The organism is Geomonas silvestris, assembly GCF_014193515.1.
GTDB classification, from domain to species: Bacteria; Desulfobacterota; Desulfuromonadia; order Geobacterales; family Geobacteraceae; genus Geomonas; species Geomonas silvestris.
Genome location: NZ_BLXX01000026.1, coordinates 1 through 16,859 on the forward strand (window position 1 = coordinate 1; position 16,859 = coordinate 16,859).

A 16,859-nucleotide genomic window follows, 5' to 3' on the forward strand; every position below is an offset into this window, starting at 1 on the left:
CCGGGCGACAACGTCTCCGTGACCGTCAACCTGATCACCCCGATCGCCATGGACGAAGGTCTGCGCTTCGCAATCCGCGAAGGCGGCCGTACCGTCGGCGCCGGCGTGGTTGCCTCCATCATCGAGTAAGGCCAGTATTTATCGGCGTTGCGGGTCGCTCTTCGGAGCTGACCCGCAACGCAGAATTTGTTTAAAAGGATAGGGACATGCCAAGAGATATCATCACGCTGGGCTGCACCGAGTGCAAGCAGCGTAACTACACCACGACCAAGAACAAGAAAAACACCCCGCAGAAACTGGAGTTCAACAAGTACTGCCGTTTCTGCCGCAAGCATACTCCTCACAAAGAAACGAAGTAATCACAGTTTGAGTCCGGGGGCATGTGCCCTGGGCTCCGCCGCAGGCCAGTAGCTCTAACGGCTAGAGCACCGGTCTCCAAAACCGGGTGTTGGGGGTTCGAATCCCTCCTGGCCTGCCATTTTCTTTTGAGTCCCCCTCAAGCCTTGGGCCAAGGGGGACATTTTAAGTGGGGTGTCACAGTGCTCGCGAAAACAAAGAATTTCTTTGAGGAAGTGCAGGCCGAGCTCGCCAAGGTGACTTGGCCGACCCGCAAGGAAACGTTTTCTACTGCCCAGGTTGTCGTCGTAATCATCGTTCTCATCTCGTTTTATCTTGGCGCCTGCGACGTGGTCCTTGCAAAGCTCATCAGGTCGATCCTTCGCTAGAGGACTAATACATGGCACATAAATGGTACGGCGTTCACACCTACTCCGGGTTCGAGAACAAGGTGCGGCTCTCGCTTGCCGAGCGCATCAAACAGCTCGAGATGGAGGAGTTCTTCGGGGAGATTCTGATCCCGTGCGAAACCGTCGTCGAACTTAAAAAGGGAGAGAAGAAGACCTCCTCCCGCAAGTTTTTCCCGGGGTACATCCTGGTCAACATGGAGCTGAACGACGACACCTGGCACGTGGTCAAAGAGACCGCCAAGGTGACCGGCTTCGTGGGTGGCAACAACCCCTTCGCGATCCCCGACGATGAAGTAAACAAGATCACCCGCAGGATGGAAGAGGGGGCCGAGAAGCCCCGTCCCAAGGTGCTCTTCGAGGTGGGCGAGACGGTACGCGTTATCGACGGCCCGTTCCTCAACTTCTCGGGCGTGGTCGAGGACGTCAAGCCCGACAAAGGGAAGCTGAGGGTCATGGTAAGCATCTTCGGCCGCGCAACGCCGGTCGAGCTTGAGTTCATGCAGGTAGAGAAGCAGTAGGGGCACCCGCTGCTGCCAATAGATTGTAGAATCAGGAACGATTCAAAGGAGTAGGAAGATGGCTAAGAAAATTACCGGATACATCAAGCTGCAGGTCCCTGCTGGGAAGGCCAACCCGTCCCCCCCGATCGGACCGGCACTCGGTCAGCACGGCGTCAACATCATGGAGTTCTGCAAAGCGTTCAACGCGAAGACCCAGGGCGATGAGCCCGGCACCGTCACTCCGGTGGTCATCACCGTCTACGCGGACCGCTCCTTCACCTTCATCACCAAGACCCCGCCGGCTCCGAACCTGATCAAGAAGGCTCTCGGCCTGGCCAGCGGCTCCGCGGTCCCCAACAAGACCAAGGTCGGCAAGCTGACCAAGGAGCAGGTGCGCGAGATCGCGATGAAGAAGATGCCGGACCTCAATGCCGCAAGCATCGAGGCCGCAATGAAGACCATCGAAGGCACCGCGCGCAGCATGGGCGTCGAGATAGCTTAAGAATAAAGAGAGGGTTAACAGAAATGGCAACGACTAAAAAGCTTAAAGAGGCTTCTGCAAAGATCGACAGGAGCAAAAGCTATCCCCTCAGCGACGGCCTTGAGCTGGTGAAAGGCGCTGCCTTCGCGAAGTTCGACGAGACCGTCGACGTCGCTGTGAAGCTGGGCGTCGATCCCCGTCACGCCGACCAGATGGTGCGCGGCGCGGTGGTGCTCCCCAACGGTCTGGGCAAGGATGTCCGCGTCCTGGTCTTCGCCAAGGGCGAGAAGGAGAAAGAGGCCCGCGACGCTGGCGCCGATTACGTCGGCGGCGACGACCTGGTCGCTAAGATCCAGGGCGGCTGGTTCGAGTTCGATACCGCTATCGCTACCCCCGACATGATGGGTGTGGTCGGTAAGATCGGTAAGCTCCTCGGCCCCCGCGGCCTGATGCCGAACCCGAAAGTCGGTACCGTAACCTTCGACCTGGCCCGCGCTATCAAGGAGTCCAAGTCCGGTAAGGTTGAGTTCCGCGTCGAGAAGGCCGGTATCGTACACGCCCCGGTTGGCAAGGTTTCCTTCCCGGCCGAGACGCTGCGCCAGAACGTGACCGCCCTGCTGGAAGCGCTCCAGAAGGCGAAGCCGGCTGCCGCAAAAGGGACCTACATGAAGAAGGTGAGCATCTCCTCCACCATGGGCCCCGGCGTCAACATCGATCTCGCCGAAATCGGCGCGATCTTGAAATAAATCGTTTCACTCTAGCTGTAAAGCCAAAGTCAAAGACAGTTGGTGCCGATCCAGGTTACGAGTGGGAGAGGCTTAATCGCCTAAGCGCGGCCAGCCGAGACTAAGGGGAATATGTTGTGGATTTATCCGCAACTTCCTGACTTTGGCGGGGTTTCGGCCCCTATACCAAAAGAAAGGAGGAAGGCGCTTGAATAAGGAAAGCAAATCAGTACTTGTTGCCGAGATGCACGACAAGCTCCTGAGGGCACAGGCCATCTTCGCTGCCGATTTCCGCGGTATGACCGTGGGCCAGGCAACCGATCTCAGGAACGAGCTGCGCAAGGCGAACGTCGAGTACAAGGTCGTCAAGAACACCCTGCTCGAGATCGCCGCAAAGGGTACCGACAAAGAAGGTCTGAACCCCTTCTACAAAGGGCCCACCGCGATCGCACTGAGCTACGACGATCCCGTCGCTGCCGCCAAGGTGCTGTCCAAGTTCAACAAGGACGCAACCATTCCCTTCAAGTTGAAGGGTGCGGTGCTCACCGGCAAGACCATCAACGTCAACGACATCCAGGCCCTTGCCGATCTGCCGAGCCGCGAAGTTCTCATCGCGAAAATGCTGGGCAGCATGCAGGCACCGGTCCAGAACTTCGTCGGCGTTCTGGCAGCCATTCCGGGCGGCTTCGTGCGTGCCCTGGACGGCATCCGTGCACAGAAAGCTGGCAACTAACCACCTACTGACACACTAAACATATTCCCTGGAGGAAAGAAGAAATGGCAATCACCAAAGAAGAAGTAATCAGCTTTATCGAGAACATGACCGTCCTGGAGCTTGCTGGCCTCGTGAAAGAACTCGAAGAGAAGTTCGGCGTGTCCGCAGCTGCTCCGGTTGCCGTTGCTGCTGCCGGCGCTGCTCCGGCTGCTGCTGAGGCTGCTGAAGAGCAGACCGAGTTCGACGTCATCCTGAAAAGCGCTGGCGCCAACAAGATCGCAGTCATCAAGGTCGTGCGCGGCCTGACCTCGCTGGGCCTGAAAGAAGCCAAGGACCTGGTTGACGGCGCTCCGCAGCCGGTCAAAACCGGTATCTCCAAAGCCGAAGCTGATGACGCCAAGAAGCAGCTGGTCGAAGCAGGCGCTGAAGTTGACGTCAAGTAAGTAAGCCAGCTCCGATCTTCATCCAAGCCAAGGTCGCTTTTTGCGGCCTTGGCTGTTCCATTTTTAGGTTGAGGCCGCTTCACCCAGCCTCCCGCAGCAAAAAGCAGGATTTCCCAAGGGGGTGAAGGTCCGTCCTCGGCTTTCACCAAAGGAGAAGAAATGGCTTATTCAATCGCGAATAACCCCCTGTTGCGCAAAAACTTCGCCAAGATCGAAAAGATCATCGACATACCGAACCTTATCGACATCCAGAAGAATTCCTACAAGAGATTCCTCCAACTCGACACGCCTGTGGATGCACGCAAGAACTCCGGTCTGGAAGCGGTGTTCAGAAGCGTGTTTCCCATCAAGGACTTTAGCGATACTGCCTCGCTTGAGTACGTCTCGTACTCGCTGGGCGCGCCCAAGTACGACGTGGAAGAGTGCCACCAGCGCGGGATGACGTTCGCTGCCCCGATGAAGGTGAAGGTGAGGCTGGTTGTCTGGGATGTCACCAAGGACCCCGGTAGCCGTTCGATCCGAGACATCAAGGAACAGGAGGTCTATTTCGGCGAAATCCCGCTGATGACCGACAACGGGACCTTTATCATAAACGGCACCGAGCGCGTTATCGTGAGCCAGCTGCACCGCTCGCCGGGCGTGTTCTACGACCACGACAAGGGGAAGACCCACTCCTCCGGCAAGGTGCTCTACTCGGCCCGCGTGATCCCGTACCGCGGTTCGTGGCTTGATTTTGAATTTGACCATAAAGACATCCTTTATGTTCGCATAGACCGCCGTCGCAAGATGCCGGCAACCGTGCTTCTGAAAGCGCTCGGCTACTCCAACGACGCGCTGATCAACTACTTCTACAAGTCCGAAGAGGTCCAGGTCGGCGAGAACGGCGCACTCACGAAACTCGTGGATGCCGAGCTTCTCTCCAACCAGAAGGCGATGGTCGACATCGTGAACCCGGCAACCGGCGAGGTGATCCTCAAGGCGAACCGCAAGTTCACCAAGGCGGCCCTCAGGAAGATGGCCGAAAACGGCATCAAGGAGATCCCGACCACCATCGAGGAGATCGTCGGGAAGGTCGCTTCCCACGACATCTTCGACCCGGCAACCGGCGAGATCCTTGCCGAGTGCAACGAGGAGCTGACCCAGGCGAAGATCGAGGAGATCATCCAGAAGGGGATCACCAGCTTCCAGGTGCTCTTCATCGACAACCTGCACGTCACCTCGAGCCTCAGGGACACCATCCTGATCGACAAGATCGGCTCCACCGACGAGGCGCTCATCGAGATCTACCGCCGTCTGCGTCCGGGCGACCCGCCGACTTTAAAGAGCGCGCTGGTCCTCTTCGACAACCTGTTCTTCAACGCCGAGCGCTACGACCTCTCCGCCGTAGGCCGCCTGAAGCTGAACTACAAGCTGGGCGTGGACGTGCCGCTTGACTGCATGACGCTCACCCGCGAGGACATCCTCGAGGTGGTGCGCTACCTGATCGAGCTGAAAAACGGCAAGGGCAACATCGACGACATCGACCACCTCGGTAACCGCCGCGTGCGCGCCGTGGGTGAGCTTCTCGAGAACCAGTACCGCATCGGTCTGGTCCGCATGGAGCGCGCCATCAAGGAGCGCATGAGCCTGCAGGAAGTCGAGAACCTGATGCCGCACGACCTGATCAACTCCAAGCCGGTTTCGGCCGTGGTGAAGGAGTTCTTCGGTTCCTCGCAGCTCTCGCAGTTCATGGACCAGACCAACCCGCTCTCCGAGGTTACCCACAAGCGCCGTCTCTCGGCTCTTGGACCGGGGGGCCTCACCCGCGAGCGCGCCGGCTTCGAGGTCCGCGACGTACACCCGACCCACTACGGCCGCGTCTGCCCGATCGAGACCCCGGAGGGTCCGAACATCGGTCTGATCGCGTCGCTCTCCACCTACGCCCGCATCAACGAGCACGGTTTCGTCGAGACGCCGTACCGCGTGGTGAGCGAAGGTAAGGTGACCGACGAGGTGCGCTTCTTCTCGGCTCTCGAGGAGGAAGGTCACGCTATCGCCCAGGCGAACGCCGAGGTCGACGAGACCGGCCGCTTCGTAGCCGACTACATCTCGGCCAGAAAGTCCGGCGAGTTCGTCCTGGTAGGGCGCGACGAGCTGGAGCTCATGGACGTGGCCCCGATGCAGCTCGTATCGGTTGCGGCTTCGCTCATCCCGTTCCTCGAGAACGACGACGCAAACCGCGCTCTCATGGGCTCGAACATGCAGCGCCAGGCGGTACCGCTCTTGCGCGCCGACTCCCCGCTGGTCGGTACCGGCATGGAGCGCGTCGTGGCCCGCGACTCCGGGGTTTCCTCGGTCGCCCGCCACAACGGCGTGGTCGAGTCGGTTGATGCCGGCCGTATCGTCGTGAAGATCGACGAGGACCAGTACGACGCAACCGGCACCGGCGTCGACATCTACAACCTGATCAAGTTCGCCAGAAGCAACCAGAACACCTGCATCAACCAAAGGCCTGTCGTTAAGGTCGGCGACCACGTGAAAGCCGGCGACATCATCGCCGACGGCCCGTCCACCGACATGGGCGAGCTGGCCCTCGGGCAGAACGTGCTGGTAGCCTTCATGCCGTGGGGCGGTTACAACTACGAGGACTCCATCCTCATCTCCGAGCGCCTGGTCAAGGACGACCGCTACACCTCGATCCACATCGAGGAGTTCGAAGCGGTGGCCCGCGACACCAAGCTCGGCAAGGAAGAGATCACCTCGGATATCCCGAACCTGGGCGAAGAGACCCTGAAGGACCTCGACGAGTCCGGCATCATCCGGATCGGCGCCGAAGTCCGCCCGGGCGACATCCTGGTCGGCAAGATCACTCCGAAGGGCGAGACCCAGCTCTCCCCGGAAGAGAAACTCTTGCGCGCCATCTTCGGGGAAAAGGCCGGCGACGTGCGCGACACCTCGCTCAGGGTTCCGCCGGGGGTCGAAGGTACCGTCATCGGTGCCAAGATCTTCTCCCGCAAAGGCGCCGACAAGGACGCCCGTACCGAGATCATCGAGAAGGCCGAGGAGCAGCGCCTGCGTAAGGACGAGCAGGACGAGATCCGCATCATCCGCGATTCCGCCATGGGCAAGCTGAAGAAGCTCCTGGTAGGGCGCACGGCCGCCAACAAGATCGAAGGGACCGACGGCAAGGTGCTGATCGCCAAGGGCGCTGCCATCACCGAGGAGATGCTGAAATCCTTCTCGATGGACCGCTGGGACGAGATCTCCATCGCCGACGACGACACCGTCGACGAAAAAGTGGCGCAGACCCTGTCCACCCTGAACCAGCAGATCGACATCATCAAGTACGTCTTCGACGACAAGGTCCAGAAGCTGCGCCGCGGCGACGACCTGCCGCCGGGCGTTATCAAGATGGTCAAGGTCTACATCGCCATCAAGCGCAAACTGCAGGTCGGCGACAAGATGGCAGGCCGCCACGGTAACAAGGGTGTCGTTTCCCGCATCCTGCCCGAAGAGGACATGCCGTACATGGAAGACGGTCGTCCGGTCGAGATCGTTTTGAACCCGCTGGGCGTTCCGTCCCGTATGAACGTGGGGCAGATCCTCGAAACCCACCTGGGCTGGGCCGCACGCGGCCTGGGCTGGAAGATCGAGGAGTTCCTCGAGAAGAACAGCCCCAAGGACGAGGTGAAGCGCTTCCTGAAGGGGTGCTACCACGACCCCGACATGCACAAGTTCATCGACAAGCTGGAGGGCGAGGAGCTCATCAACGTCGCCAAGCGCCTGAAGCGCGGGGTGCCGATGGCCTCCCCGGTCTTCGAGGGTGCTTCCGAGGAGTCCATCCAGGGGATGATGAAGCACGCCGGCTTCGAAACCACCGGCCAGGTCACCCTGTACGACGGTAAGTCCGGCGACAAGTTCATGCACAAGGTCACCGTCGGCATCATGTACGTCCTGAAACTGCACCACTTGGTCGACGACAAGATCCACGCCAGGAGCATCGGTCCCTACTCGCTCGTTACCCAGCAGCCGCTGGGCGGCAAGGCGCAGTTCGGTGGCCAGCGTCTGGGTGAGATGGAGGTCTGGGCAATGGAGGCCTACGGCGCCGCCTACGCGCTGCAGGAGTTCCTCACCGTCAAGTCGGACGACGTGGCGGGCCGCACCAGGATGTACGAGGCGATCGTCAAGGGCAAGCACACCCTCGAGCCGGGTCTCCCCGAGTCGTTCAACGTGCTTATCAAGGAGCTGCAGTCCCTGGGCCTCGACGTCGAACTGCTGGAAGGCGGCGACGACGAGTAAGTCGTCCCGCAGGACCACGAACCCTACCCACCCCCTCCCTTGCCGGGAGGGGGCAGGGGGGTGGGTGAAGCCGCGAAGCTCTGTCCAGGCGACAGCGCGGAGAGATCACCTGCCCCCATCCCCTGACCCCCTACAGCGAGGGGAGAGGGGGTGTCCCGGGTAGCTGTCAGCAGGGTTTTCAACCGATCTTTGTCACTCCTACAGATACAGGAGGAAATTACTTTGGAAGATATTTTCAACTTTTTCGATAAGCCGAAGGATCCGCTCCACTTCTCCTCCATCAAGATCTCCATCTCCTCCCCGGAGAAGATCCGCGAGCGTTCGTTCGGCGAAGTAAAGAAGCCGGAGACCATCAACTACCGTACCTTCAAGCCGGAGCGCGATGGTCTTTTCTGCGCCAAGATCTTCGGACCGACCAAGGACTACGAGTGCAACTGCGGCAAGTACAAGCGCATGAAGCACCGCGGCATCGTCTGCGAGAAGTGCGGCGTCGAGGTCATCCCCTCGAAGGTGCGCCGCGAGCGCCTGGGCCACATCGACCTGGCCACCCCGGTTGCCCACATCTGGTTCCTGAAGTCCCTGCCGTCGCGTATCGGCAACCTGATGGACATCACCCTGAAAGACCTCGAGAAGGTGCTCTACTTCGAGGCTTACGTGGTGACCGATCCGAAAAACACCGGCCTCAGCTTCGGCCAGGTGCTCTCCGAGGACCAGTACCAAAAGGCCCTTGAAGAGCACAACTACGGCTTCGACGCCGGCATGGGCGCCGCCGCCATCCGCACCTGCCTCACCGCCATGGACCTCGACCAGCTCTCCGAAGGGCTCAGGATCGAGATGCAGGAGGCGACGAGCGAAGCGAAGCGCAAGAAGACCGCCAAGCGCCTGAAGGTCATCGACGCCTTCAAGAACTCCGGCAACAAGCCCGAGTGGATGATCCTCGAGTGCATTCCGGTGCTCCCGCCCGAGCTGCGCCCGCTGGTCCCCCTGGACGGCGGCCGCTTCGCTACGAGCGACCTGAACGACCTCTACCGTCGCGTCATCAACCGCAACAACCGGCTGAAACGCCTCATGGAGCTGCAGGCTCCGGAAGTCATCATCCGCAACGAGAAGCGCATGCTGCAGGAGGCGGTTGACGCCCTGTTCGACAACGGCCGCCGCGGCCGCGCCATCGCCGGCCCGAACAAGCGCCCGCTGAAATCCCTCTCCGACATGCTCAAAGGCAAGTCCGGCCGCTTCCGTCAGAACCTGCTCGGCAAGCGCGTCGACTACTCCGGCCGTTCGGTTATCGTCGTCGGTCCGGAACTGAAGCTGCACCAGTGCGGTCTTCCCAAGAAGATGGCGCTCGAGCTCTTCAAGCCGTTCATCTACAACAAGCTCGAGGAACGCGGCTTCGTCACCACCATCAAGAGCGCCAAGAAGATGGTGGAGAAGGAGAAGCCGGAGGTCTGGGACGTACTCGAAGAGGTCATCAAGGAGCACCCGGTCATGCTGAACCGTGCTCCGACGCTGCACCGTCTCGGTATCCAGGCGTTCGAGCCGGTACTCATCGAAGGCAAGGCGATCCAGCTGCACCCGCTGGTCTGCACCGCGTTCAACGCGGACTTCGACGGCGACCAGATGGCAGTCCACCTGCCGCTTTCGGTGGAGAGCCAGGTCGAGACCCGCGTGCTCATGATGTCCACCAACAACATCCTCTCCCCGGCGCACGGCAAGCCGATCATCGTGCCGTCGCAGGACATGGTTCTTGGTATCTACTACATGACCCGCGACAAGTACTTCGCCCTGGGTGAAGGGAAGATCTTCGCCTCCCCGGACGAGGTCGCCTTCGCGCTGGATGCCGGCGAGATCCACCTGCAGGCGCGCATCAAGGTGCGCATGAAGAACCTGGAGAGCGACGAGCAGCCGGGCCTCATCGAGACCACCACCGGCCGCGTCATGCTGCGCGACATCCTGCCGCCGCAGGTCCCCTTCTCGGCCATCAACAAGGTGATGACCAAGAAGGAGCTCTCGAACCTGGTGGACACCTGCTACCGCCTGGCGGGCAACAAAGAGACCGTGATCCTGGCCGACAAGCTGAAGGCGATCGGTTTCCGCTACGCCGCCAAGGCCGGTATCTCCATCTCGATCAACGACATGGTTATCCCGGAAGGGAAGCCGGCCATCATCTCGCGTGCCACCGAAGAGGTGCAGGAGATCCAGAACCAGTACACCGAAGGTCTCATCACCGACGGCGAGCGCTACAACAAGGTCATCGACATCTGGGCGAAATCGACCGAGGAGATCGCCAAGGAGATGCTGGACAACCTCTCCCGCGATACCCTGATCGATCCGGAAGGCAAAGAGGTGAAGGTCCCGTCCTTCAACGCGATCCACATGATGGCCGACTCCGGTTCCCGTGGTTCCGCCCAGCAGATCCGCCAGCTGGCCGGTATGCGTGGTTTGATGGCCAAGCCGTCCGGCGAGATCATCGAGACCCCGATCACCGCGAACTTCCGCGAAGGCCTCACCGTGCTCCAGTACTTCATCTCGACCCACGGCGCACGTAAGGGTCTGGCCGATACCGCGCTCAAGACGGCGAACTCCGGTTACCTGACCCGCCGTCTGGTCGACGTCGCCCAGGACGCCATCATCACCGAGATGGACTGCGGCACCCTGGACGGCCTCACCGTCTCCTCGCTCACCGAGGGCGGCGAGATCATCGAGCACATCGGCGACCGTATCCTCGGGCGCGTGGCCCTGGACGACATCCTCGACCCGGTCACCGGCGACGTGCTGGTCCCGGCCAACGAGGAGATCGACGAGACCCTGGTGGCGAGAATCGAGGCCGCCGGTCTCGAGAAGGTCAAGATCCGCTCGGTGCTCACCTGCGAGAGCCGCCGCGGCATCTGCGCCAAGTGCTACGGCCGCGACCTGGCACGCGGCCACCTGGTGAACCGCGGCGAGGCGGTCGGCGTCATCGCCGCCCAGTCCATCGGCGAGCCGGGTACCCAGCTGACCATGCGTACCTTCCACATCGGTGGTACCGCATCCCGTCGCGCCGAGCAGACCTCGCTGGAATCCCGCACCGAGGGCCGCGCCAAGTTCATCAACATCAACTACGTAACCAACTCGGAAGGGCACCACATCGTCATGAACCGTAACGGCGAACTGGCCGTGGTGGACGAGACCGGGCGCGAGCGCGAGAAGTACTCCGTCGTGTACGGCGCGAAGATCAAGGTCAGCCCGGACGGCCCGGTCAAGCAGGGCGAATCCATCGCCGAGTGGGACCCGTACACCATGCCGATCCTTACCGAGATCTCCGGTAAGGTGAAGTTCGGCGACGTCATCGAAGGCGTCACCATGGAGGAGCAGGTCGACGAAGTTACCGGCCTGTCCCGCAAGGTCATCATCGAAACCCGCGACGCCGACAAGCGTCCGCGCATCACCATCAAGGACGAGTCAGGCAAGACCGCCAAGATCGGGGAGAACCTCCTGGCCCGCTACTACCTGCCGGCCGGCTCCAACATCAACGTCACCGAGGAAACCATCGTCAAGGCAGGCGACGTGATCGCCAAGATCCCGCGCGAAACCACCAAGACCAAGGACATCACCGGTGGTCTGCCGCGCGTCGCCGAGCTCTTCGAAGCCCGCAAGCCGAAAGACTTCGCGGTCATCACCGAGATCGACGGCGTGGTTGCCTTCGGCAAGGACGCCAAAGGGAAGCGCAAGGTGATCGTGACCCCGGAATTGGGCGAGCCGAAAGAGTACCTGATCCCGAAAGGCAAGCACATCTCGGTGCACGAAGGGGATCACGTGCGCGCCGGCGAGGCGCTCATGGACGGCTCCTCCAACCCGCACGACATCCTCCGCGTCCTGGGCCAGAAGGAACTGGCCAAGTACCTGGTGGACGAGGTGCAGGAGGTCTACCGTCTGCAGGGCGTCAAGATCAACGACAAGCACATCGAGACCATCGTGCGTCAGATGCTGCGTCGCGTCAGGGTGAAGGACGTCGGTGATACCAACCTCCTGATCGACGACCAGATCGAGCGCTGGGTCTTCGAGGAAGAGAACGAGAAGGCACTGGATAAGGGTGGGCGTCCTGCCACTGCAGAGTCGCTGCTCCTCGGTATTACCAAGGCGTCGCTCTCGACTGAGTCATTTATTTCTGCTGCCTCCTTCCAGGAGACAACAAAAGTGTTGACACAGGCTTCAATCGAAGGTAAAGTCGACAGTCTTCGCGGTTTGAAGGAAAACGTCATCATGGGCCGGCTGATCCCGGCTGGTACCGGGCTCGCCCTGTACCGCAATCTGCGCATGGTGGCCGAGGAGCCGGTGATCATTCCGGAGCCGGTGGAACCCGAAGAAGAAGTGTTTGACGACAACGAGGTCGATGAAGCATAAGGCCTCGCTTTAAGCAGTACCTACAACTTGGTGCAGTGTTTTCCGCTACTCTGCACTCCGCCTCCCTTAACCGGGAGGGTTGCAATTGAAGATGGGTAGGGACGGGGCTTCGGCCTCGTCCCCGCTCTCCCGCCTCCTGACAGGGGCGGAGTAAATTGCGATAGCTGCTCGCTTTGGCGCGCGGTGAAGGGGTGGGCCTTCAAAGGGCAAAAGTAGCGGTTGTTTTGCGCCCTGAGTTGACGGTTTCTTTAGCAGGCTATCGTAAATTATTGTTGACAAGCGGATTGAAGATCTGCTATCTTCGGCGCTTCCGCAGGGTCTCCCCCTGGTCTGGAAGTACCGCGCGAGAGGGTTTGTATGCCAACTATCAATCAGCTTATTCGTCATGGTCGGGAGTCTAAGGGTGAAAAATCCACTGCTCCGGCACTCAGGAGCTGCCCGCAGAAACGCGGCGTTTGCACCAGGGTTTACACCACTACTCCGAAGAAACCGAACTCCGCACTCCGCAAGGTGGCGAGGGTTAGGCTTACCAACGGCGTTGAGGTAACCTCCTATATCCCGGGCGTTGGTCACAACCTCCAGGAGCACTCCGTTGTTCTTATCAGGGGCGGCAGGGTCAAGGACCTTCCGGGTGTGCGTTACCACATCGTTCGCGGCACGCTCGACTCCGTCGGCGTCAAGGGCCGCATGAAGAGTCGTTCCAAGTACGGCGCCAAGCGTCCCAAGTAACGTCCCAAGTAAATCGAGGAGAGGTTTCCGATGCCTAGAAGAAGAGAAGTAGCCAAGAGAGTAATTCTTCCGGACCCGAAGTACGGCGACCGGGTGGTTGCTAAGCTGATCAATATAATCATGCTGGATGGCAAGAAGTCCACCGCCGAGCGCGCCCTGTACGGTGCGCTGGAGATCGCAGCTGCCAAGGCTGGCGACGAGCCGGTGAAGGTGCTCAAAAAGTGCCTGGACAACATCAAGCCGATGCTGGAAGTAAAATCCCGCCGTGTTGGCGGTTCCACCTATCAGGTTCCGGTAGAAGTCCGTCCGGAGCGCCGCGTGTCGCTGGCGATGCGCTGGTTGGTGAAATACTCCAACGCCCGTTCCGAGAAGACCGTCACCGACAAGTTGGCCGGTGAGATCCTCGATGCCTACAACAACCGCGGTTCCGCGGTGAAGAAGCGCGAGGATACCCACAAGATGGCCGAGGCGAACCGCGCGTTTGCCCACTATCGCTGGTAGTTTTCCCCCATTAGTTGTAAGCAACTCGGAGGTTTTTTAAGTGGCACGTCAGGTTTCTTTGGAAATGACCCGCAATATCGGGATCATGGCTCACATAGATGCAGGTAAGACCACCACCACGGAGCGTATCCTCTACTACACCGGTGTAACTCACAAGATCGGTGAGGTGCACGAGGGTGCCGCCACCATGGACTGGATGGAGCAGGAGCAGGAGCGTGGCATCACCATTACCTCCGCGGCGACTACTTGCAACTGGAAAGATCACCGCATCAACATCATCGACACTCCGGGCCACGTGGACTTCACCATCGAGGTAGAGCGCTCCCTGCGCGTTCTCGACGGTGCGGTTGCCGTGTTCTGCTCGGTCGGCGGCGTCGAGCCCCAGTCCGAGACCGTCTGGCGTCAGGCCGACAAGTACCACGTCCCCCGCATCGCGTTCGTCAACAAGATGGACCGCATCGGGGCGGACTTCTTCCGCGGTGTCGAGATGATCAAGGATCGCCTCAAGGCGAACCCGATCCCGCTGCAGATCCCGATCGGTTCCGAGGAAAACTTCAAGGGAATCGTGGACCTGGTTGAGATGAAGGGGATCGTCTGGAACGACGAGACCATGGGTGCCTCCTTCGACGTGATCGACATCCCGGCAGACCTGGTTGACCAGGCCCAGGAGTATCGCGACCTGCTGGTGGAAGAAGTGGCCAGCCAGGACGACGCCCTGATGGAGAAGTACCTGGGCGGCGAGGAGATCTCCAAGGACGAGCTCAAAAAGGCGATCCGTCAGGCTACCCTCGACATCAAGATCTGCCCGGTTATCTGCGGCTCCTCGTTCAAGAACAAGGGCGTGCAGAACCTGCTCGACGCAGTCCTCGACTACATGCCGGCCCCGACCGACATTCCGCCGATCCAGGGCGTCGACGCTAACACCGAAGCTCCGATCGAGCGCAAGTCTTCCGACTCCGAGCCGTTTGCTGCTCTGGCGTTCAAGATCATGACCGACCCGTTCGTGGGTCAGCTCTGCTTCTTCCGCGTCTACTCCGGCGTCATCACCTCGGGCTCCTACGTCTACAACTCGACCAAGGGCAAGCGCGAGCGTATCGGCCGCATCCTGAAGATGCATGCCAACAAGCGTGAAGAGATCAAGGAAGTCTACGCCGGCGACATCGCCGCCGCGGTAGGCCTCAAATACACCACCACCGGCGACACCCTCTGCATCGAGGATCATGCGGTCATCCTGGAGTCGATCGAGTTCCCCGAGCCGGTTATCTCGATCGCCATCGAGCCGAAGACCAAGGCCGACCAGGAGAAGCTGGGCCTCTCCCTCTCGAAGCTTGCCTCGGAGGACCCGTCCTTCCGCGTCAAGACCGACGAGGAGACCGGCCAGACCATCATCTCCGGCATGGGCGAGCTGCACCTCGAGATCATCGTTGACCGTCTGTTCCGCGAGTTCAAGGTGGAGGCGAGCGTCGGCAAGCCGCAGGTTGCCTACCGCGAGACCATCACCAAGAAGGTCAAGCAGGAAGGGAAGTTCGTACGCCAGTCCGGCGGCCGCGGTCAGTTCGGCCACGTCTGGCTCGAGATCGAGCCGCAGGAAATGGGCAAGGGTTACGAGTTCGTCGACGCCATCAAGGGCGGCGTGGTTCCCCGCGAGTACATCCCGGCGGTCGACAAGGGGATCAAGGAAGCTCTCGACAACGGTACCCTGGCTGGCTTCCCGGTTGTGGACGTCAAGGTTACCTTGGTCGACGGTTCCTACCACGAAGTCGACTCCTCGGAAATGGCGTTCAAGATCGCCGGCTCCATGGGCTTCAAGGAAGGCTGCCAGAAGGCGGGCGCCATCATCCTCGAGCCGATCATGTCGGTTGAGGTTGTGGTTCCGGAAGAGTACATGGGCGACGTCATCGGCGACCTGAACTCGCGCCGCGGCCGCATCATGGGTATGGAAGGGCGCGCCGGTGCACAGGTCGTTACCTCCATGGTACCGCTGGCCCAGATGTTCGGTTACTCCACCGACCTGCGCTCTGCCACCCAGGGCCGCGCGACCTACTCCATGACCTTCGACCACTACGAGCCGGTGCCGAAGTCGGTCCAGGAAGAGATCGTCGCCAAAGCCAAGGGCTAGAACCTAACGCTTGTACTCAAGATTTATTTCTATCGAGGAGGATTCTCAAGATGGCAAAAGCTAAATTCGAAAGAACTAAACCCCATGTAAATATCGGCACCATCGGTCACGTCGACCACGGCAAGACCACCCTGACCGCTGCTATCACCAAGGTGCTGGCCGGCAAGGGCCAGGCCGAGTTCAAAGCATTCGACCAGATCGACAACGCCCCGGAAGAGCGCGAGCGTGGTATCACCATCGCAACCGCCCACGTCGAGTACGAGACCGACAAGCGTCACTACGCTCACGTCGACTGCCCGGGTCACGCCGACTACGTTAAAAACATGATCACCGGTGCTGCCCAGATGGACGGCGCTATCCTGGTTGTTTCCGCCGCTGACGGCCCGATGCCGCAGACCCGCGAGCACATCCTCTTGGCCCGTCAGGTTGGCGTCCCCTACATCGTCGTGTTCCTGAACAAGGCCGACATGGTGGACGACGAGGAGCTCCTCGAGCTGGTCGAGCTGGAAGTTCGCGAACTGCTCTCCTCCTACGACTTCCCGGGCGACGACGTACCCATCATCAAGGGTTCCGCTCTGAAAGGCCTGGAAGGTGACAAGGGGCCCCTGGGCGAGGAAGCCATCATCGCTCTCATGGACGCCGTCGACGCGTACATCCCGGAGCCGGTGCGCGCCATCGACAAGCCGTTCCTGATGCCGGTAGAAGACGTGTTCTCCATCTCCGGTCGCGGTACCGTTGCAACCGGTCGTGTTGAGCGCGGCATCGTCAAGGTCGGCGAAGAGATCGAGATCGTCGGCATCAAGAAAACCGCCAAGACCACCGTTACCGGTGTCGAGATGTTCCGCAAGCTCCTCGACGAAGGTCGCGCTGGCGACAACATCGGCGCCCTTTTGCGCGGCGTGAAGCGTGAAGAGATCGAGCGCGGCCAGGTTCTGGCCAAGCCGGGCTCCATCACCCCGCACACCAAGTTCAAGGCCGAAGCCTACATCCTCTCCAAAGAGGAAGGCGGCCGTCACACCCCGTTCTTCAACGGCTACCGTCCGCAGTTCTACTTCAGGACCACCGACGTGACCGGCATTGTGGACCTCGAGGCGGGCGTCGAGATGGTTATGCCGGGCGACAACGTCTCCGTGACCGTCAACCTGATCACCCCGATCGCCATGGACGAAGGTCTGCGCTTCGCAATCCGCGAAGGCGGCCGTACCGTCGGCGCCGGCGTGGTTGCCTCCATCATCGAGTAAG

Annotated in this window: 14 protein-coding genes and 1 tRNA gene; all 15 read left to right on the forward strand. The window is 60.5% G+C overall.

The features are described 5' to 3' along the window. A partial coding sequence (locus GMST_RS21830) for an EF-Tu C-terminal domain-related protein (RefSeq protein ID WP_503826517.1) occupies positions 1–129 on the forward strand: 129 nt, incomplete at its 5' end. A 77-nt stretch (positions 130–206) separates the two neighbouring features. Continuing rightward, positions 207–359 (forward strand): 50S ribosomal protein L33, encoded by a 153-nt coding sequence (gene rpmG, locus GMST_RS21835; protein WP_183356830.1) that lies wholly within the window; start codon positions 207–209, stop codon positions 357–359. 42 nt (positions 360–401) lie between these two features. Then, positions 402–478: transfer RNA gene (locus tag GMST_RS21840), tRNA-Trp, on the forward strand. A 61-nt stretch (positions 479–539) separates the two neighbouring features. Then, positions 540–725 carry a preprotein translocase subunit SecE gene (gene secE, locus GMST_RS21845; protein ID WP_183356831.1) on the forward strand — a complete coding sequence of 62 codons (186 nt, stop codon included), beginning with the start codon at positions 540–542 and terminating at the stop codon, positions 723–725. An 11-nt stretch (positions 726–736) separates the two neighbouring features. Continuing rightward, entirely contained in the window at positions 737–1,264 is a 528-nt protein-coding gene (nusG, locus tag GMST_RS21850; RefSeq protein WP_183356832.1) for a transcription termination/antitermination protein NusG, read from the forward strand. A 58-nt stretch (positions 1,265–1,322) separates the two neighbouring features. Further along, positions 1,323–1,748, forward strand: coding sequence for a 50S ribosomal protein L11 (gene rplK, locus GMST_RS21855; protein WP_183356833.1), 426 nt, complete (start codon positions 1,323–1,325; stop codon positions 1,746–1,748). 23 nt (positions 1,749–1,771) lie between these two features. Continuing rightward, a complete protein-coding gene (gene rplA / locus GMST_RS21860; protein ID WP_183356834.1) occupies positions 1,772–2,473 on the forward strand; it encodes a 50S ribosomal protein L1 in 702 nt (233 codons plus the stop codon). 187 nt (positions 2,474–2,660) lie between these two features. Continuing rightward, the gene (gene rplJ / locus GMST_RS21865; RefSeq protein ID WP_183356835.1) at positions 2,661–3,185 is read left to right on the forward strand and encodes a 50S ribosomal protein L10; all 525 of its coding nucleotides are present in this window, start codon (positions 2,661–2,663) and stop codon (positions 3,183–3,185) included. 44 nt (positions 3,186–3,229) lie between these two features. Next, the gene (rplL, locus tag GMST_RS21870) at positions 3,230–3,610 is read left to right on the forward strand and encodes a 50S ribosomal protein L7/L12 (protein WP_183356836.1); all 381 of its coding nucleotides are present in this window, start codon (positions 3,230–3,232) and stop codon (positions 3,608–3,610) included. 159 nt (positions 3,611–3,769) lie between these two features. Beyond that, a complete protein-coding gene (rpoB, locus tag GMST_RS21875) occupies positions 3,770–7,888 on the forward strand; it encodes a DNA-directed RNA polymerase subunit beta (RefSeq protein WP_183356837.1) in 4,119 nt (1,372 codons plus the stop codon). Positions 7,889–8,110: 222 nt separating this feature from the next. Continuing rightward, positions 8,111–12,268, forward strand: a complete 4,158-nt coding sequence (rpoC, locus tag GMST_RS21880) for a DNA-directed RNA polymerase subunit beta' (RefSeq protein ID WP_183356838.1) — start codon at positions 8,111–8,113, stop codon at positions 12,266–12,268. Between the two features lie 357 nt (positions 12,269–12,625). Then, positions 12,626–12,997, forward strand: coding sequence for a 30S ribosomal protein S12 (gene rpsL, locus GMST_RS21885; RefSeq protein WP_015719175.1), 372 nt, complete (start codon positions 12,626–12,628; stop codon positions 12,995–12,997). Between the two features lie 30 nt (positions 12,998–13,027). Then, positions 13,028–13,498 (forward strand): 30S ribosomal protein S7, encoded by a 471-nt coding sequence (gene rpsG / locus GMST_RS21890; RefSeq protein WP_183356839.1) that lies wholly within the window; start codon positions 13,028–13,030, stop codon positions 13,496–13,498. A gap of 40 nt (positions 13,499–13,538) precedes the next feature. After that, positions 13,539–15,617 carry an elongation factor G gene (gene fusA / locus GMST_RS21895; protein ID WP_183356840.1) on the forward strand — a complete coding sequence of 693 codons (2,079 nt, stop codon included), beginning with the start codon at positions 13,539–13,541 and terminating at the stop codon, positions 15,615–15,617. Between the two features lie 50 nt (positions 15,618–15,667). Beyond that, on the forward strand, positions 15,668–16,858 hold the full coding sequence (gene tuf, locus GMST_RS21900; protein WP_183356841.1) for an elongation factor Tu: 1,191 nt from the start codon (positions 15,668–15,670) through the stop codon (positions 16,856–16,858). Position 16,859 lies beyond the last annotated feature (1 nt).